Raw genomic sequence first — 19,519 nt, 5'->3', positions numbered from 1 at the left:
TTTGCTAAAGTAGTTAACCACAATATTTATTCAAACCTTATTAAGAGTGCCAATGTCTGAAACTAGAATCTTGATGTTTGACTCAGGGGTAGGTGGCATTTCGGTATTTAAAGATATCAAGGCTAGATTACCTTGGGTCAGCTGTACTTATGCATTTGATAATGAAGCCTATCCGTATGGGGAATTAGAACCCAACCAATTGATACGACGTGTCGAATCCTATGTAAAGCACTTTGTAGAAACCCAAGATATTGCTTTGGTTGTAATTGCGTGCAATACCGCAAGTACTATAGTTCTAAGCAAGTTAAGAGAGAAAATCACTATCCCTATTGTTGGAGTGGTTCCTGCAATCAAACCTGCATCTCAAAGATCAAGCCAAGGTGTGGGTCTTATTGCAACGCCAGCAACAGTGACTCGAGAGTATACGCATGAACTGATTCGACATTTTGCTTATGGTAAAGATGTCGTCATGTTAGGCACAACAAAGCTAGTCGATATGGCTGAGCAAAAACTGCGTGGTGTGCCGGTAGATCTTGAAAGTTTAGAAAAAGTGCTACGGCCTTTAAAAGGCTCGGTCGATGTTGCAGTGCTTGGTTGTACACATTTCCCTCTATTAAGAGATGAGATATACCAAGTATTGGGAGAAGGGGTAGTGCTTATCGATTCTGGAGATGCAATATCAAGAAGAGTTGAATTTCTACTACAAGATCGTTTCCTTTCCGATAGTAGAAATAAAGCAAGCTATGATGTGTATTGCAGCACCGAACCTCATCACAAGTCGGCGCTACAATTATCATTTACTGAGTTAGGGTTCTCAGAGATTAAGATTCAGCCTCTGAAGGATGTTTAGGTTCATTGGCAATACGAACTTTGATTGTTCTTTGCATGTATTCATATTCATTGAGTGTAGCGATCATTGAGTCGGCATCATCATGCCCAACTTCAACGAAACCAAATCCACGACGTTTTCCTGTTCGTTTGTCTTTCATCAAACGAACACTGTAAACAGTGCCGTATTCCTCAAAAAGCTCCTTTACGTGAGATTCACTCGCTTTATAAGAAAGGTTGCCAACGTATAAAGTAGTGTTTTCGGTATTGGTCGTCGTTGTTACCCGCGCAGAAGAGGTAGGTTTAGAAGTGGTACTTGAAGCAGGCTTCTGCCACAAGATTAACGCAGTTGCTACGACACCTATACAGAAAGCAATACCAGGGCTTATAGACAGGAAGGACACAAGTGCTGAGCCAGCTATTGCAAGGATGAAGACAATCAATAAAGATTTGTTTGAGTTCATAATTCTTTTATCACTATATATGGGTGAATTGATGGGTGTGAAATTCATTAACAAAACAGACACATAGATATTACGCATGCCACAATAATTTTTCCAATTTTATCCTCTAATAGTGTCTAATTTCGTCAGGTTGTGGCGGATTGTTTATTTTATAGTCATTTGAAATAAATCTTTAAAAAACCTCTTGCCAACGTGACGCAGGTCTCTATAATGCGCCCCACTGACACGGCAACAGCGACAACGCTTCGCAGTGATTCAGTCGGCAAATTAGCTGAACCATTTGAGTTTAACTTCTCTTAGAAAATAAATTCAAAAAAGTGTTTGACACTACGGTTCAAAACGCTAGAATAGCCGTCCACTTGAGAGGTAAGCCTCGATAGTGTGCTCTTTAACAATTTAAACCTATCAATCTGTGTGGGCACTCGTTGATGATAATCGAAAAGATTTATCAATGAACTGAGTGACCAAAATCAAATTGGAATTCAGCCTTGAGCTGTTTTGTTTTACTTTTTTAAAAGTAAAAACCAATAAGAGCACAGTCAATTCATTATCGTTCTGTTGGAACGATAATAGCTTTAAAATTACTTCTTACTTTCGAGTAAGGAACAGTTTTGAAGTCAGTATTCATTGAGCCGGTCGAAAGACCAAAAAAACTTTAATTGAAGAGTTTGATCATGGCTCAGATTGAACGCTGGCGGCAGGCCTAACACATGCAAGTCGAGCGGAAACGAGTTATCTGAACCTTCGGGGAACGATAACGGCGTCGAGCGGCGGACGGGTGAGTAATGCCTGGGAAATTGCCCTGATGTGGGGGATAACTATTGGAAACGATAGCTAATACCGCATAATGTCTACGGACCAAAGAGGGGGACCTTCGGGCCTCTCGCTTCAGGATATGCCCAGGTGGGATTAGCTAGTTGGTGAGGTAATGGCTCACCAAGGCGACGATCCCTAGCTGGTCTGAGAGGATGATCAGCCACACTGGAACTGAGACACGGTCCAGACTCCTACGGGAGGCAGCAGTGGGGAATATTGCACAATGGGCGCAAGCCTGATGCAGCCATGCCGCGTGTATGAAGAAGGCCTTCGGGTTGTAAAGTACTTTCAGTCGTGAGGAAGGCGTTAAAGTTAATAGCTTTATCGTTTGACGTTAGCGACAGAAGAAGCACCGGCTAACTCCGTGCCAGCAGCCGCGGTAATACGGAGGGTGCGAGCGTTAATCGGAATTACTGGGCGTAAAGCGCATGCAGGTGGTTTGTTAAGTCAGATGTGAAAGCCCGGGGCTCAACCTCGGAACCGCATTTGAAACTGGCAGGCTAGAGTACTGTAGAGGGGGGTAGAATTTCAGGTGTAGCGGTGAAATGCGTAGAGATCTGAAGGAATACCAGTGGCGAAGGCGGCCCCCTGGACAGATACTGACACTCAGATGCGAAAGCGTGGGGAGCAAACAGGATTAGATACCCTGGTAGTCCACGCCGTAAACGATGTCTACTTGGAGGTTGTGGCCTTGAGCCGTGGCTTTCGGAGCTAACGCGTTAAGTAGACCGCCTGGGGAGTACGGTCGCAAGATTAAAACTCAAATGAATTGACGGGGGCCCGCACAAGCGGTGGAGCATGTGGTTTAATTCGATGCAACGCGAAGAACCTTACCTACTCTTGACATCCAGAGAACTTAGCAGAGATGCTTTGGTGCCTTCGGGAACTCTGAGACAGGTGCTGCATGGCTGTCGTCAGCTCGTGTTGTGAAATGTTGGGTTAAGTCCCGCAACGAGCGCAACCCTTATCCTTGTTTGCCAGCACGTAATGGTGGGAACTCCAGGGAGACTGCCGGTGATAAACCGGAGGAAGGTGGGGACGACGTCAAGTCATCATGGCCCTTACGAGTAGGGCTACACACGTGCTACAATGGCGCATACAGAGGGCAGCCAACCAGCGATGGTGAGCGAATCCCAAAAAGTGCGTCGTAGTCCGGATTGGAGTCTGCAACTCGACTCCATGAAGTCGGAATCGCTAGTAATCGTAGATCAGAATGCTACGGTGAATACGTTCCCGGGCCTTGTACACACCGCCCGTCACACCATGGGAGTGGGCTGCAAAAGAAGTGGGTAGTTTAACCTTCGGGAGGACGCTCACCACTTTGTGGTTCATGACTGGGGTGAAGTCGTAACAAGGTAGCCCTAGGGGAACCTGGGGCTGGATCACCTCCTTATACGATGATTATTCACGATGAGTGTCCACACAGATTGATATGGTTTAGAAAGTAAAGAGATTCGAGATGTCCCCCAAGACATCTCAACAGTTTGTTTTCGCTTTTTAAAAGTGAAAGTAAACCTAGTGTCCCGTTCGTCTAGAGGCCTAGGACACCGCCCTTTCACGGCGGTAACAGGGGTTCGACTCCCCTACGGGATACCATTGGGTCGTTAGCTCAGCTGGTAGAGCAGTTGACTTTTAATCAATTGGTCGCAGGTTCGAATCCTGCACGACCCACCATTTCCTTCCACAGGGAAGCTGTTTGATTTCACTTTTTAAAGTGAAAGTAAGTGGCAAATAATGTGGGCGATTAGCTCAGTTGGGAGAGCACCTCCCTTACAAGGAGGGGGTCACTGGTTCGAGCCCAGTATCGCCCACCATCTTTAAGCATACTTCTCTTAGAAATAGAGAGGTGAGTGTGTTTAAAAATGGTTCATTTATTTGAATCTCGCTCTTTAACAATTTGGAAAGCTGACGATAAATAATGTCCAGTTTTATACTGAGAAAGCATTATTTATCAAATTTAAAAGTTCTCAAATCCTAACAACTTATTGTTAGGTACCAACACACATTCAAGTGTTCTTGGGAATAACATCATTGCCTGATGTTATTCAAATTTGAGTCCGGCAAAATCGATGTTTGCTTCTGCTTTTTAAAGCGGAAATAAACAATAGTTATCTCGCTCATAATAAAGAGATAACGCACCTTGGAAACGTCATACTACGTTGTAGCAAACGTATTGCGTTAAGCAAGACCCTTTGGGGTTGTATGGTTAAGTGACTAAGCGTACACGGTGGATGCCTTGGCAGTCAGAGGCGATGAAAGACGTAATAACTTGCGATAAGCCCAGATTAGGTAGTAATAACCATTTGAGTCTGGGATTTCTGAATGGGGAAACCCACGTGCATAAGCACGTATCATTAACTGAATACATAGGTTAATGAGGCAAACCCGGGGAACTGAAACATCTAAGTACCCGGAGGAAGAGAAATCAACCGAGATTCCGAAAGTAGCGGCGAGCGAAATTGGATTAGCCCTTAAGCTTTTAATGACACAGACGAAGGCTCTGGAAAGTGCCGCAATAAAGGGTGATAGCCCCGTAGTCGACATGTCGTTTTAAGTGAAATCGAGTAAGGCGGGACACGTGATATCCTGTTTGAACATGGGGGGACCATCCTCCAAGGCTAAATACTACTGACTGACCGATAGTGAACCAGTACCGTGAGGGAAAGGCGAAAAGAACCCCTGTGAGGGGAGTGAAATAGAACCTGAAACCGTGTACGTACAAGCAGTAGGAGCGCCTCGAAGCGTGACTGCGTACCTTTTGTATAATGGGTCAGCGACTTAATTTTAGTAGCAAGGTTAACCGAATAGGGGAGCCGTAGGGAAACCGAGTCTTAACTGGGCGTCGAGTTGCTAGAATTAGACCCGAAACCAGGTGATCTAGCCATGGGCAGGTTGAAGGTTGAGTAACATCAACTGGAGGACCGAACCGACTAATGTTGAAAAATTAGCGGATGACTTGTGGCTAGGGGTGAAAGGCCAATCAAACCTGGAGATAGCTGGTTCTCCCCGAAAGCTATTTAGGTAGCGCCTCGGACGAATACCAATGGGGGTAGAGCACTGTTAAGGCTAGGGGGTCATCCCGACTTACCAACCCTTTGCAAACTCCGAATACCATTGAGTACTATCCGGGAGACACACGGCGGGTGCTAACGTCCGTCGTGGAGAGGGAAACAACCCAGACCGCCAGCTAAGGTCCCAAAGTATAGCTAAGTGGGAAACGATGTGGGAAGGCTTAGACAGCCAGGATGTTGGCTTAGAAGCAGCCATCATTTAAAGAAAGCGTAATAGCTCACTGGTCGAGTCGGCCTGCGCGGAAGATGTAACGGGGCTAAGCTATACACCGAAGCTGCGGCTGCATACTTTTGTATGCGGGGTAGGGGAGCGTTCTGTAAGCCGTTGAAGGTGGTCTGTAAGGGCTGCTGGAGGTATCAGAAGTGCGAATGCTGACATGAGTAACGATAATGGGGGTGAAAAACCCCCACGCCGGAAGACCAAGGGTTCCTGTCCAACGTTAATCGGGGCAGGGTAAGTCGACCCCTAAGGCGAGGCCGAAAGGCGTAGTCGATGGGAAACGGGTTAATATTCCCGTACTTCTTATAATTGCGATGGGGGGACGGAGAAGGCTAGGTGGGCCTGGCGATGGTTGTCCAGGTTCAAGTATGTAGGCGGAAAGTTTAGGTAAATCCGGACTTTCATAACGCTGAGATACGATGTCGAGCTGCTACGTGCAGTGAAGTCATTGATGCCATGCTTCCAGGAAAAGCCTCTAAGCTTCAGATTATAAGGAATCGTACTCCAAACCGACACAGGTGGTCGGGTAGAGAATACCAAGGCGCTTGAGAGAACTCGGGTGAAGGAACTAGGCAAAATGGTACCGTAACTTCGGGAGAAGGTACGCTCTTGGCGGTGAAGTCCCTTGCGGATGGAGCTACTAGGAGTCGCAGATACCAGGTGGCTGCAACTGTTTATTAAAAACACAGCACTGTGCAAAATCGTAAGATGACGTATACGGTGTGACGCCTGCCCGGTGCCGGAAGGTTAATTGATGGGGTTAGACTTAGGTCGAAGCTCTTGATCGAAGCCCCGGTAAACGGCGGCCGTAACTATAACGGTCCTAAGGTAGCGAAATTCCTTGTCGGGTAAGTTCCGACCTGCACGAATGGCGTAATGATGGCCACGCTGTCTCCACCCGAGACTCAGTGAAATTGAAATCGCTGTGAAGATGCAGTGTACCCGCGGCTAGACGGAAAGACCCCGTGAACCTTTACTACAGCTTGGCACTGAACATTGACCCTACATGTGTAGGATAGGTGGGAGCCTTTGAAACAAGCACGCCAGTGTTTGTGGAGGCAATCTTGAAATACCACCCTTGTATGCTTGATGTTCTAACGTCGGTCCCTAATCGGGATTGCGGACAGTGCCTGGTGGGTAGTTTGACTGGGGCGGTCTCCTCCCAAAGAGTAACGGAGGAGCACGAAGGTGGGCTAAACACGGTTGGACATCGTGTGGTTAGTGCAATGGCATAAGCCCGCTTGACTGCGAGAATGACAATTCGAGCAGGTGCGAAAGCAGGTCATAGTGATCCGGTGGTTCTGAATGGAAGGGCCATCGCTCAACGGATAAAAGGTACTCCGGGGATAACAGGCTGATACCGCCCAAGAGTTCATATCGACGGCGGTGTTTGGCACCTCGATGTCGGCTCATCACATCCTGGGGCTGAAGTCGGTCCCAAGGGTATGGCTGTTCGCCATTTAAAGTGGTACGCGAGCTGGGTTTAGAACGTCGTGAGACAGTTCGGTCCCTATCTGCCGTGGGCGTTGGAAGATTGAAGGGGGCTGCTCCTAGTACGAGAGGACCGGAGTGGACGAACCTCTGGTGTTCGGGTTGTCATGCCAATGGCATTGCCCGGTAGCTAAGTTCGGAATCGATAAGCGCTGAAAGCATCTAAGCGCGAAGCGAGCCCTGAGATGAGTCTTCCCTGGCACTTTAAGTGTCCTAAAGGGTTGTTCGAGACTAGAACGTTGATAGGCAGGGTGTGTAAGTGCTGCGAGGCATTGAGCTAACCTGTACTAATTGCCCGTGAGGCTTAACCATACAACACCCAAGGGGTTTTGTGGACTCAAAGTAAGAACTTTGAATGTGTGACAGAGACTTTTAAATACAGCTTTCTAGATTATTTTACCTTTAGCTTTTTTGAAAAGCTGAAAGTAAAGCAAAATTTTGCTTGGCGACCATAGCATTGTGGACCCACCTGATTCCATGCCGAACTCAGAAGTGAAACATAATAGCGCCGATGGTAGTGTGGGGCTTCCCCATGTGAGAGTAGGACATCGCCAGGCTTTAATTTCTACTTCTTTCTGAATGAAAGAAGTTACCATAAGGTTTTGAATTTAATTCAGAATTTTATGTTGACTTTCAAAGTAGAAAGCGTAGTATACGCCTCCTGCTCACGTGTTACGACACGGAAAGCAACGCTCTTTAACAATTTAAACCTATCAATCTGTGTGGGCACTCGTTGATGATAATCGAAAAGATTTATCAATGAACTGAGTGACCAAAATCAAATTGGAATTCAGCCTTGAGCTGTTTTGTTTTACTTTTTTAAAAGTGAAAACCAATAAGAGCACAGTCAATTCATTACTATTCTGTTGGAATAGTAATAGCTTTAAAATTACTTCTTTATTTATAAAGAAAGAGTTTTGAAGTCAGTATTCATTGAGCCGTTCTTAGGAACAAAAAAACTTTAATTGAAGAGTTTGATCATGGCTCAGATTGAACGCTGGCGGCAGGCCTAACACATGCAAGTCGAGCGGAAACGAGTTGTCTGAACCTTCGGGGAACGATAACGGCGTCGAGCGGCGGACGGGTGAGTAATGCCTGGGAAATTGCCCTGATGTGGGGGATAACTATTGGAAACGATAGCTAATACCGCATAATGTCTACGGACCAAAGAGGGGGACCTTCGGGCCTCTCGCTTCAGGATATGCCCAGGTGGGATTAGCTAGTTGGTGAGGTAATGGCTCACCAAGGCGACGATCCCTAGCTGGTCTGAGAGGATGATCAGCCACACTGGAACTGAGACACGGTCCAGACTCCTACGGGAGGCAGCAGTGGGGAATATTGCACAATGGGCGCAAGCCTGATGCAGCCATGCCGCGTGTATGAAGAAGGCCTTCGGGTTGTAAAGTACTTTCAGTCGTGAGGAAGGCGTTAAAGTTAATAGCTTTATCGTTTGACGTTAGCGACAGAAGAAGCACCGGCTAACTCCGTGCCAGCAGCCGCGGTAATACGGAGGGTGCGAGCGTTAATCGGAATTACTGGGCGTAAAGCGCATGCAGGTGGTTTGTTAAGTCAGATGTGAAAGCCCGGGGCTCAACCTCGGAACCGCATTTGAAACTGGCAGGCTAGAGTACTGTAGAGGGGGGTAGAATTTCAGGTGTAGCGGTGAAATGCGTAGAGATCTGAAGGAATACCAGTGGCGAAGGCGGCCCCCTGGACAGATACTGACACTCAGATGCGAAAGCGTGGGGAGCAAACAGGATTAGATACCCTGGTAGTCCACGCCGTAAACGATGTCTACTTGGAGGTTGTGGCCTTGAGCCGTGGCTTTCGGAGCTAACGCGTTAAGTAGACCGCCTGGGGAGTACGGTCGCAAGATTAAAACTCAAATGAATTGACGGGGGCCCGCACAAGCGGTGGAGCATGTGGTTTAATTCGATGCAACGCGAAGAACCTTACCTACTCTTGACATCCAGAGAATTTTCCAGAGATGGATTAGTGCCTTCGGGAACTCTGAGACAGGTGCTGCATGGCTGTCGTCAGCTCGTGTTGTGAAATGTTGGGTTAAGTCCCGCAACGAGCGCAACCCTTATCCTTGTTTGCCAGCACGTAATGGTGGGAACTCCAGGGAGACTGCCGGTGATAAACCGGAGGAAGGTGGGGACGACGTCAAGTCATCATGGCCCTTACGAGTAGGGCTACACACGTGCTACAATGGCGCATACAGAGGGCGGCCAACCAGCGATGGTGAGCGAATCCCAAAAAGTGCGTCGTAGTCCGGATTGGAGTCTGCAACTCGACTCCATGAAGTCGGAATCGCTAGTAATCGTAGATCAGAATGCTACGGTGAATACGTTCCCGGGCCTTGTACACACCGCCCGTCACACCATGGGAGTGGGCTGCAAAAGAAGTGGGTAGTTTAACCTTCGGGAGGACGCTCACCACTTTGTGGTTCATGACTGGGGTGAAGTCGTAACAAGGTAGCCCTAGGGGAACCTGGGGCTGGATCACCTCCTTATACGATGATTACTCACGATGAGTGTCCACACAGATTGATATGGTTTAGAAAGTAAGAGAGTATTTTACGAAGTAGCTTTTAGCTATTTTGTGAAAAATTGGGTCTGTAGCTCAGCTGGTTAGAGCGCTCGCCTGATAAGCGGGAGGTCGGTGGTTCAAGTCCACTCAGACCCACCAATTTTTCCTTATACTGCGTTAGATTATTCGTTGTGTACTGATGTACACGGCCTCACAATCTGCCTTGTCTAAGAAAAAATACCAAGATGGGGCTATAGCTCAGCTGGGAGAGCGCCTGCCTTGCACGCAGGAGGTCTGCGGTTCGATCCCGCATAGCTCCACCATCTTTAAGCGCACTTCTTCTTAATGAAGAGTTAAGTGTTTTTAAAAATGGTATTTCTGTTTAGGAAATAATCATGCTCTTTAACAATTTGGAAAGCTGACGATAAGTAATTGATTTATTACTTATCAAATTTAAAAGTTCTCAAATCCTATATCTTTATGATGTAGGTACCAACACACATTCAAGTGTTCTTGGGAATAACATCATTGCCTGATGTTATTCAAATTTGAGTCCGGCAAAATCGATGTTTGCTTCTGCTTTTTAAAGCGGAAATAAACAATAGTTATCTCGCTCATAATAAAGAGATAACGCACCTTGGAAACGTCATACTACGTTGTAGCAAACGTATTGCGTTAAGCAAGACCCTTTGGGGTTGTATGGTTAAGTGACTAAGCGTACACGGTGGATGCCTTGGCAGTCAGAGGCGATGAAAGACGTAATAACTTGCGATAAGCCCAGATTAGGTAGTAATAACCATTTGAGTCTGGGATTTCTGAATGGGGAAACCCACGTGCATAAGCACGTATCATTAACTGAATACATAGGTTAATGAGGCAAACCCGGGGAACTGAAACATCTAAGTACCCGGAGGAAGAGAAATCAACCGAGATTCCGAAAGTAGCGGCGAGCGAAATTGGATTAGCCCTTAAGCTTTTAATGACACAGACGAAGGCTCTGGAAAGTGCCGCAATAAAGGGTGATAGCCCCGTAGTCGACATGTCATTTTAAGTGAAATCGAGTAAGGCGGGACACGTGATATCCTGTTTGAACATGGGGGGACCATCCTCCAAGGCTAAATACTACTGACTGACCGATAGTGAACCAGTACCGTGAGGGAAAGGCGAAAAGAACCCCTGTGAGGGGAGTGAAATAGAACCTGAAACCGTGTACGTACAAGCAGTAGGAGCGCCTTAGAGCGTGACTGCGTACCTTTTGTATAATGGGTCAGCGACTTAATTTTAGTAGCAAGGTTAACCGAATAGGGGAGCCGTAGGGAAACCGAGTCTTAACTGGGCGTCGAGTTGCTAGAATTAGACCCGAAACCAGGTGATCTAGCCATGGGCAGGTTGAAGGTTGAGTAACATCAACTGGAGGACCGAACCGACTAATGTTGAAAAATTAGCGGATGACTTGTGGCTAGGGGTGAAAGGCCAATCAAACCTGGAGATAGCTGGTTCTCCCCGAAAGCTATTTAGGTAGCGCCTCGGACGAATACCAATGGGGGTAGAGCACTGTTAAGGCTAGGGGGTCATCCCGACTTACCAACCCTTTGCAAACTCCGAATACCATTGAGTACTATCCGGGAGACACACGGCGGGTGCTAACGTCCGTCGTGGAGAGGGAAACAACCCAGACCGCCAGCTAAGGTCCCAAAGTATAGCTAAGTGGGAAACGATGTGGGAAGGCTTAGACAGCCAGGATGTTGGCTTAGAAGCAGCCATCATTTAAAGAAAGCGTAATAGCTCACTGGTCGAGTCGGCCTGCGCGGAAGATGTAACGGGGCTAAGCTATACACCGAAGCTGCGGCTGCACACTTTGTGTGCGGGGTAGGGGAGCGTTCTGTAAGCCGTTGAAGGTGGTCTGTAAGGGCTGCTGGAGGTATCAGAAGTGCGAATGCTGACATGAGTAACGATAATGGGGGTGAAAAACCCCCACGCCGGAAGACCAAGGGTTCCTGTCCAACGTTAATCGGGGCAGGGTAAGTCGACCCCTAAGGCGAGGCCGAAAGGCGTAGTCGATGGGAAACGGGTTAATATTCCCGTACTTCTTATAATTGCGATGGGGGGACGGAGAAGGCTAGGTGGGCCTGGCGATGGTTGTCCAGGTTCAAGTATGTAGGCGGAAAGTTTAGGTAAATCCGGACTTTCTTAACGCTGAGATACGATGTCGAGCTGCTACGTGCAGTGAAGTCATTGATGCCATGCTTCCAGGAAAAGCCTCTAAGCTTCAGATTATAAGGAATCGTACTCCAAACCGACACAGGTGGTCGGGTAGAGAATACCAAGGCGCTTGAGAGAACTCGGGTGAAGGAACTAGGCAAAATGGTACCGTAACTTCGGGAGAAGGTACGCTCTTGGCGGTGAAGTCCCTTGCGGATGGAGCTACTAGGAGTCGCAGATACCAGGTGGCTGCAACTGTTTATTAAAAACACAGCACTGTGCAAAATCGTAAGATGACGTATACGGTGTGACGCCTGCCCGGTGCCGGAAGGTTAATTGATGGGGTTAGACTTAGGTCGAAGCTCTTGATCGAAGCCCCGGTAAACGGCGGCCGTAACTATAACGGTCCTAAGGTAGCGAAATTCCTTGTCGGGTAAGTTCCGACCTGCACGAATGGCGTAATGATGGCCACGCTGTCTCCACCCGAGACTCAGTGAAATTGAAATCGCTGTGAAGATGCAGTGTACCCGCGGCTAGACGGAAAGACCCCGTGAACCTTTACTACAGCTTGGCACTGAACATTGACCCTACATGTGTAGGATAGGTGGGAGCCTTTGAAGCAAGCACGCCAGTGTTTGTGGAGGCAATCTTGAAATACCACCCTTGTATGCTTGATGTTCTAACGTAGGTCCCTAATCGGGATTGCGGACAGTGCCTGGTGGGTAGTTTGACTGGGGCGGTCTCCTCCCAAAGAGTAACGGAGGAGCACGAAGGTGGGCTAAACACGGTTGGACATCGTGTGGTTAGTGCAATGGCATAAGCCCGCTTGACTGCGAGAATGACAATTCGAGCAGGTGCGAAAGCAGGTCATAGTGATCCGGTGGTTCTGAATGGAAGGGCCATCGCTCAACGGATAAAAGGTACTCCGGGGATAACAGGCTGATACCGCCCAAGAGTTCATATCGACGGCGGTGTTTGGCACCTCGATGTCGGCTCATCACATCCTGGGGCTGAAGTCGGTCCCAAGGGTATGGCTGTTCGCCATTTAAAGTGGTACGCGAGCTGGGTTTAGAACGTCGTGAGACAGTTCGGTCCCTATCTGCCGTGGGCGTTGGAAGATTGAAGGGGGCTGCTCCTAGTACGAGAGGACCGGAGTGGACGAACCTCTGGTGTTCGGGTTGTCATGCCAATGGCATTGCCCGGTAGCTAAGTTCGGAATCGATAAGCGCTGAAAGCATCTAAGCGCGAAGCGAGCCCTGAGATGAGTCTTCCCTGGCACTTTAAGTGTCCTAAAGGGTTGTTCGAGACTAGAACGTTGATAGGCAGGGTGTGTAAGTGCTGTGAGGCATTGAGCTAACCTGTACTAATTGCCCGTGAGGCTTAACCATACAACACCCAAGGGGTTTTGTGGACTCAAAGTAAGAACTTTGAATGTGTGACAAAGACTTTTAAATACAGCTTTCTAGATTATTTTACCTTTAGCTTTTTTGAAAAGCTGAAAGTAAAGCAAAATTTGCTTGGCGACCATAGCATTGTGGACCCACCTGATTCCATGCCGAACTCAGAAGTGAAACATAATAGCGCCGATGGTAGTGTGGGGTTTCCCCATGTGAGAGTAGGACATCGCCAGGCTTTAAATTACATCGAATTGAAGCATCCAGATAAGACTTCAATGAGATAACAAATTGGTGCGGAGTGGTAGTTCAGTTGGTTAGAATACCGGCCTGTCACGCCGGGGGTCGCGGGTTCGAGTCCCGTCCACTCCGCCACTTATTCTGATAACCTTGCTTTAGCAAGGTTTTTTCAGATTAAGAAACTGAAGAATTTTAGGGGTGTAGCTCCAATTGGCAGAGCAGCGGATTCCAAATCCGCGTGTTGGGAGTTCGAATCTCTCCACCCCTGCCATAATTAAGGCCTTAGTCGAGAGACTGAGGCCTTTTTTTGTGTCTATACTTTGTCCACTTCTTTCTGTTGCAAGTACTCTGCCTGCCTATATACGAAAGCGAGGTTTTTTCAGATTGAGAAACTAAAGAATTCTAAGGGTGTAGCTCCAATTGGCAGAGCAGCGGATTCAGCTAATCCCTGAAGACAGCGCGTGTTGGGAGTTCGAATCTCTCCACCCCTGCCATAATTAAGGCCTTAGTCGAGAAACTGAGGCCTTTTTTTGTGTCTGAACTTTGTTCACTTCTTTCTGTTGTAGGCACTCTTTCTGCCTATATACGAATGCGAGTTTTTCAGATTAAGGAACTAAAGAATTCTAAGGGTGTAGCTCCAATTGGCAGAGCAGTGGATTCCCCTAATCCTTTTTTGTGTCTGTGATTTCTGCCTATCAATCCTGTTTGAAAGCAATATATTTTGGGCAATAAAAAGCCCTCATATAAAGATGAGGGCTGATAAATGAAAAGGTTGGTAGTAGAGACTACAGAAGCTGTTTAAGCACTCTGTCAGCCTTTATACGGGTAACTTTTCGTAATAGCTTTTGCACAGGTTCAGGATAGTGTTCAATCTTCTCTATGTGCTTATAGCTACCGATACGTTGGGTATCTTTAAGGATGTTCTCAAACTCTTGTTCAAACTGAGTAGTTAGATAACCATTAGGATCTCTAACCAATAGAGCGTTCTCTAAGTCCAGTTTCCAAGCTCTTGGGTTTAAGTTACTTCCAGTAATCAACATGTTCTTCTTGTCGACCCACATGCCTTTCAGGTGGTAGCTGTTTGCTTGGTCTTTCCATAATAGGATGTCTAGCTTACGACATGCGATATTGGCTTCATTCGCTTTTAAGAAGCGACGTAGGTTCATCTCATATAGATAGGGTAGACCCCCAACAGTTTTAAATTCTTCTTCTGGATCGATAAAGAAATCATTGGCTGTTTTATCGCCGACGATAATCGAAATCTTAACACCGCGTCGTAATGCTTTTTTAAGCTCTCTAGCAACACTTTTTGGGAAGTTGAAGTAAGGTGTACAAATTTGAATTTCTTCTTTGGCATCTTTGATCAGTTGTATGATCGCCATATTAAGAAGGTTTCTGCGTTTGCCTACACCAACAATCGGCGTAATAGCGATTTTATCTGCATCGATCTCCGCGCTTTCAAATTGATAGTTTGTTACCGCCAAACTTGCTCTAAGTTGGCGAATAGCGCCTTTCAATGACTTAGTCGAAGGTCGTTGTTGCTGTGTTAACGAGTTCACTGCAGGATTTTTAACGAGAGCATCTGTAATGTATGTAGCCATAGCATCGGCAATTGCTGGACTATAAATCTGATGGTATCGATCAAAGCGATATCGGTCTTGATGATGAAGGTAGATATTATTGATGCTGGCGCCACTATACAAAATGGTATCGTCGAAGATAAAGCCTTTTAGGTGGAGTACACCAAACACTTCTTTTCCTCGAACAGGTACACCATATACAGGTACAACATGTGAATGGGACTCAGCCATTCTGGTGTACATAGCGGCATTACCATCTGATGATTCTGCACCAATTAAACCGCGCTGGGCTCGATGCCAATCAACACAGATTTGGATATCTAAACCAGGATTAGCTTGCTTTGCTTTGTAGATCTCACCAAAGACCTCTCGCCCAGCTTCATCGTCCTCAAGATATAAGGCTGCGATGTAGATACGCTTTTTGGCTGTTTTAATAAGCTCTAGTAGCTGTGCTTTGAACTCTTTTGCCGAATAAAGTGTTCTAAAGTCTTTTGGATCAACGGGAACTGCTTTTAGTCCATCGATGATATTCTTAGCTAAAACCATTATGAGTATTAGGTCCTATAAAGGGCTGATCTAGCCAACCATTTTATCAAATTTGAAGCTTGACTGCCTAGATGAATTGATAAAACAATTACCAATAAAGCACTTATCCGCAATATTGCATGATAATTAGTGGTTTTCCTGCCTGAGTGTAGCGCAAATATAGCTTTTGTAAGGTTGAAGGTAGCACTTCGAGTTCAATGCATCTAAAACCATGCGCACCATACATTGCTTGCAAATGTTGATAAGCAAAACAGTATACGCTGTCATTAAGGATATCGGTTTTACAGTGTTGTAATAGACGTGATGCAATGCCTTGCTGTCTTGCTTCAGGTATGACCATCATTCCGGTGAGCAACTGCCATTTATCGATAGTTCTAAATCTCACGACTCCCACAATACTAGAATTGATTTCAGCCACGAGAATTTGCTCTCCAGCTTTGATCTTGGTGGAAGGGTAATGGGACTTATAGAGCTTCTTTAAGATAGGGAGTCGTATAGGCTCCAAATGTTTGATGGTAAGACTGTTCATTAATTAACTGCGCAAAGGACCTTGTTCCAGTATTATAAAGGTAAGCGGTCAATATTACCCTTTAGAAACCCTAATTGGGAATGGAACAATTAACACTATGATGCACGTTACCCCTCAAGCTGAGCTGTCTTCCTATCATACCTTTTCAATTAAAGCCCACTGTGACTTTCTTGTAGAAGCAGCTTCGCTAGACGATCTTATCCAAATATATACTCACTCAGAATGGAAGAACTTGCCTAAGTTACCTCTTGGTACGGGCAGCAATATGCTATTTACCGAACATTTCGCCGGTGTAGCTATTCTAAATCGATTGAAGGGCAGAGAGATAAAAGAGGATGAGCAACATTTTCTACTGGAAGTTGCTGCAGGCGAAGACTGGCCAAGCTTAGTGGAGTGGGCTGTTGATAAAGGTATGTTTGGTTTAGAGAATCTCGCCTTGATCCCAGGATGTGCAGGAACAGCCCCTATTCAAAATATTGGCGCTTATGGTATTGAGTTTAAAGATGTTTGTGATTTTGTTGAATATCTTGATTTAGAGTCATTAACCCTAAAACGCTTATCTTGTAATGAGTGTTACTTTGCTTATCGAGACTCTATCTTTAAACAGCAGTTATCTGGCAAGGCGTTGATCACTAAGGTAGGGCTTAAGCTCTCTAAAGTATGGACACCAAAAACCGCCTATGGCGCTCTACAGCAACTCATAGAAGGTGAGCCTTCTGCAAGAAAGATCTTTGACGCAGTTTGCCAAGTTCGTCGCTCTAAGCTCCCTGACCCTAAGGTTATGGGTAATGCGGGGAGCTTTTTCAAAAACCCGGTTATTCCGACTGCACAGTTTACCGAACTGCAGAAGCGCTATCCTAATATCGTAGGTTATCCAGCAGGAGAGCAAATGAAGGTCGCTGCAGGTTGGCTCATCGATAATGCAGGATTGAAGGGTTATACCCATGGCGGGGCACGTGTGCATGCTCAGCAAGCTTTAGTCATCGTTAATTTCAATCAGGCAGTCGCGACGGATGTGTTGGCGGTAGCGTGGCATGTAAGAGAAACCATTCTGCAGAAATACCAAATTGAGTTAGAACACGAAGTACGCTTTATGGGAAGTAAGCAAGAAACCAACTTAGTTAGCCTATTTCAAGGTGCAAGCAATGAAAGACTTTAGCTTTAAACTCAAGCTAATCGATGAGCTGAGTTCCGGTATGTTCCTCTCTGGTGAACAATTGGGTGAGAAGTTTGGTGTATCAAGAGCGGCGATAGCGCGACATATAAAAGCCATTCAAGATTTAGGTATTGATGTATATAGCGTGAAAGGTAAAGGCTATCGATTGGAGCAGCCTCTAGATTTACTCGATCAACAAGCATTACAGCATCGGCTAAGTTCGCCTATTGAGGTGATCCCGGTCATTGATTCCACTAATCAACGCATGTTGGGTCAAGCAGATCTACAGTCGGGCAGTGTATGTGTTGCAGAATATCAAACGCAGGGGCGTGGGCGCAGAGGACGTGAATGGGTTTCTCCGTTTGGCTCTAATATCTATTACTCAATGTATTGGCGTCTTGAAGCCGGTTTACCCGCCGCTATGGGTATCAGTTTAGTGATTGGATTGGCTTTGGTGGATGCTCTAGAGCAATTGGGTATCGATGGTCTAAAGCTAAAGTGGCCAAATGATGTGTATCACAACAATAAAAAATTAGCAGGGATTCTCGTTGAACTGTCAGGGCAGGCAGGAGATGCGGCAAACTTAGTGATTGGTATTGGCTTGAATGTGTCTATGCCTGAGCATGTCCAAGGTATCGATCAACCTTGGACTAGCCTTAAAGAAATCTCAACCACACAGCCGATTGCGCGTAATGACATTGTAGTCACCATGACTGAGACTTTACGTAATGCTATTTCTATCTATGAGCAAAAAGGATTGAAGCCCTTTTTAAGTCAGTGGAATCACTATGATAACTTCCTAGACCAACCTATTAAGTTACTTATGGGCAATAGGCAGGTCATTGGAGTATGTAAAGGAATTAACGAACAAGGCGCTTTGTTACTCGATACAGGTACTGATATCGAATCCTTTATTGGTGGCGAAATATCAGTAAGATCAGCTTCTTAGAAGAATTTGATTAACTTTGTGATCGAGCGCTTTTTTCAGAATAAGGTTCGCTCTCATTTTGGTTGGCAATATGTTTGCAATGAGGTTTTTACCATTAATCTCGCACCAAATAGAGTGAGCCTTAGTCACCGCTTCTTCTTTGGTGAGTTTAGTGTAATGACCAAAGTAAGAGTTAGTCTCTTTAAACGCCCCATAACGGAACTTGAGAAAGCGATTAATATACCACTCTTCAATTAATGAACTATCCGCGTCGACATAAATAGAAAAGTCGAGAAAGTCTGACACAAACACTCGATGTGACTGATCAGGATAATCCATTCCCGACTGCAGTACGTTTAAACCCTCTAAAATGAGAATGTCAGGTCTATCTACTACTTCAACTTCATCGGTAATATCGTAAGTAAGATGAGAGTATATCGGCGCTTTAACCTTCGCTTTTCCGGCTTTTACGTCAGAAACAAAATCAACTAGGCGCTGGATATCATAGGATTCAGGAAATCCCTTGCGATCCATAATGCCTTTCTCTTGCAAAACTTTATTTGGATATAAAAAACCATCCGTCGTAATCAACGCCACTTTCGGATGATCGCCCCAACGAGAGAGTAGGGCTTGCATAACACGCGCCGTGGTACTTTTGCCCACAGCAACACTACCGGCAATGCCTACAATAAATGGGTTATGACTATCCTCTCGATGCAGAAAAGTATCTAACACCCTTTGGCGCCGCTGTTGTGAGCCAGCATGGAGGTTAATTAATCGAGATAAAGGAAGGTAGATCTCTTCCACTTCAGTCGTATCAAGGTTCTCATTGATACCACGTAGCTCTTCGATATCAGAATCATTTAACACCATAGGTACAGAAGCTTTTAGCTTAGACCATTGCTGTCGATTGAATTTCATATGTGGAGTCATCGGGATCCTTCCTTTTGTGCGTCGCATCAACATACATGAAGAGATAAATATTTCAATTGTGACGAGGAAAAGGAGTGATGATTTAGCGGAAACATGATGAAAAATCAGTCTTGGCTCAATGTAAAAGCAAAAAGTATCATATTTTTGCATTTTCTTATTGCAAGGTTCGAAATCATCCCATAGAATGCGCTCCACTTATGTGCCGACTTAGCTCAGTAGGTAGAGCAACTGACTTGTAATCAGTAGGTCACCAGTTCGATTCCGGTAGTCGGCACCACTTTCTTTATGAAAGCAAAATTTGGTGGGGTTCCCGAGTGGCCAAAGGGATCAGACTGTAAATCTGACGGCACTGCCTTCGATGGTTCGAATCCATCTCCCACCACCATTTTCTTAAGGAAATAGCTCACAGAGTTACGTGTTGCGGGCATCGTATAATGGCTATTACCTCAGCCTTCCAAGCTGATGATGCGGGTTCGATTCCCGCTGCCCGCTCCAACCTATTCGTGTGCTGATATAGCTCAGTTGGTAGAGCGCACCCTTGGTAAGGGTGAGGTCGGCGGTTCAAATCCGCCTATCAGCACCAGCTCTC

7 protein-coding genes, 12 tRNA genes and 6 rRNA genes are annotated in these 19,519 nt (G+C 46.0%); 21 read left to right on the top strand and 4 right to left on the bottom strand.

Going from position 1 to position 19,519, the window contains the following annotated elements; translation table 11 throughout:
- Positions 1-52: 52 nt before the first annotated feature.
- A complete protein-coding gene (gene murI / locus QV280_RS12320) occupies positions 53-850 on the top strand; it encodes a glutamate racemase (protein ID WP_023405293.1) in 798 nt (265 codons plus the stop codon).
- Here the strand turns inward: murI and QV280_RS12315 are convergent.
- Positions 822-1,292 carry an RNA recognition motif domain-containing protein gene (locus tag QV280_RS12315; protein WP_152822891.1) on the bottom strand — a complete coding sequence of 157 codons (471 nt, stop codon included), beginning with the start codon at positions 1,290-1,292 and terminating at the stop codon, positions 822-824. The two genes, murI and QV280_RS12315, sit on opposite strands and share 29 nt — an antisense overlap.
- Positions 1,293-1,948: 656 nt before the next feature.
- Here QV280_RS12315 and QV280_RS12310 point away from each other — a divergent pair.
- The 14 genes from QV280_RS12310 (at position 1,949) to QV280_RS12245 (ending at position 13,752) form a co-directional block, all read left to right on the top strand.
- Positions 1,949-3,501 (top strand): 16S ribosomal RNA (locus QV280_RS12310).
- Positions 3,502-3,628: 127 nt separating this feature from the next.
- Positions 3,629-3,704, top strand: a tRNA-Glu gene (locus tag QV280_RS12305).
- 2 nt (positions 3,705-3,706) lie between these two features.
- Positions 3,707-3,782: transfer RNA gene (locus QV280_RS12300), tRNA-Lys, on the top strand.
- Between the two features lie 64 nt (positions 3,783-3,846).
- Positions 3,847-3,922 (top strand) — tRNA-Val (locus tag QV280_RS12295).
- Positions 3,923-4,312: 390 nt separating this feature from the next.
- A 23S ribosomal RNA gene (locus QV280_RS12290) occupies positions 4,313-7,202 on the top strand.
- A gap of 129 nt (positions 7,203-7,331) precedes the next feature.
- Positions 7,332-7,447: ribosomal RNA gene (gene rrf, locus QV280_RS12285) — 5S ribosomal RNA — on the top strand.
- A 405-nt stretch (positions 7,448-7,852) separates the two neighbouring features.
- Positions 7,853-9,405, top strand: a 16S ribosomal RNA gene (locus QV280_RS12280).
- 99 nt (positions 9,406-9,504) lie between these two features.
- Positions 9,505-9,581 (top strand) — tRNA-Ile (locus QV280_RS12275).
- 88 nt (positions 9,582-9,669) lie between these two features.
- Positions 9,670-9,745 (top strand) — tRNA-Ala (locus QV280_RS12270).
- A gap of 378 nt (positions 9,746-10,123) precedes the next feature.
- A 23S ribosomal RNA gene (locus QV280_RS12265) occupies positions 10,124-13,012 on the top strand.
- 128 nt (positions 13,013-13,140) lie between these two features.
- Positions 13,141-13,256, top strand: a 5S ribosomal RNA gene (gene rrf / locus QV280_RS12260).
- The 16S, 23S and 5S rRNA genes sit together here with 8 tRNA genes alongside, the layout of an rRNA operon.
- 60 nt (positions 13,257-13,316) lie before the next feature.
- Positions 13,317-13,393: transfer RNA gene (locus QV280_RS12255), tRNA-Asp, on the top strand.
- A 59-nt stretch (positions 13,394-13,452) separates the two neighbouring features.
- Positions 13,453-13,529 (top strand) — tRNA-Trp (locus QV280_RS12250).
- Between the two features lie 133 nt (positions 13,530-13,662).
- Positions 13,663-13,752 (top strand) — tRNA-OTHER (locus QV280_RS12245).
- A 291-nt stretch (positions 13,753-14,043) separates the two neighbouring features.
- On the opposite strand, the gene pssA is transcribed toward QV280_RS12245, so the two are convergent.
- Positions 14,044-15,384: a CDP-diacylglycerol--serine O-phosphatidyltransferase gene (pssA, locus tag QV280_RS12240; RefSeq protein WP_152822928.1), complete on the bottom strand. Its 1,341-nt coding sequence runs from the start codon at positions 15,382-15,384 to the stop codon at positions 14,044-14,046.
- 103 nt (positions 15,385-15,487) lie between these two features.
- Entirely contained in the window at positions 15,488-15,913 is a 426-nt protein-coding gene (locus QV280_RS12235; protein ID WP_039970797.1) for a GNAT family N-acetyltransferase, read from the bottom strand.
- Between the two features lie 97 nt (positions 15,914-16,010).
- Here QV280_RS12235 and murB point away from each other — a divergent pair, with 97 nt between their 5' ends.
- Complete coding sequence (gene murB, locus QV280_RS12230) at positions 16,011-17,072, top strand: UDP-N-acetylmuramate dehydrogenase (RefSeq protein WP_152822930.1); 1,062 nt, start codon at positions 16,011-16,013, stop codon at positions 17,070-17,072.
- Positions 17,059-18,018 (top strand): bifunctional biotin--[acetyl-CoA-carboxylase] ligase/biotin operon repressor BirA, encoded by a 960-nt coding sequence (gene birA / locus QV280_RS12225; RefSeq protein ID WP_152822933.1) that lies wholly within the window; start codon positions 17,059-17,061, stop codon positions 18,016-18,018. The genes murB and birA overlap by 14 nt, the downstream gene beginning before the upstream one ends.
- On the opposite strand, the gene coaA is transcribed toward birA, so the two are convergent.
- Complete coding sequence (gene coaA, locus QV280_RS12220) at positions 18,007-18,930, bottom strand: type I pantothenate kinase (protein ID WP_152822935.1); 924 nt, start codon at positions 18,928-18,930, stop codon at positions 18,007-18,009. The genes birA and coaA overlap by 12 nt on opposite strands.
- A gap of 201 nt (positions 18,931-19,131) precedes the next feature.
- Here coaA and QV280_RS12215 point away from each other — a divergent pair.
- From QV280_RS12215 to QV280_RS12200, 4 genes are all read left to right on the top strand, one after another.
- Positions 19,132-19,207, top strand: a tRNA-Thr gene (locus QV280_RS12215).
- Between the two features lie 23 nt (positions 19,208-19,230).
- Positions 19,231-19,315, top strand: a tRNA-Tyr gene (locus QV280_RS12210).
- A 35-nt stretch (positions 19,316-19,350) separates the two neighbouring features.
- A tRNA-Gly gene (locus QV280_RS12205) sits at positions 19,351-19,425 on the top strand.
- A 12-nt stretch (positions 19,426-19,437) separates the two neighbouring features.
- A tRNA-Thr gene (locus tag QV280_RS12200) sits at positions 19,438-19,513 on the top strand.
- Positions 19,514-19,519: the final 6 nt, after the last annotated feature.

The sequence above is a fragment of the Vibrio sp. B1Z05 genome (assembly GCF_052955985.1).
The sequence above is the reverse complement of the archived record's forward strand: the minus strand, read 5'-3'. Positions and strand labels throughout refer to the sequence as shown.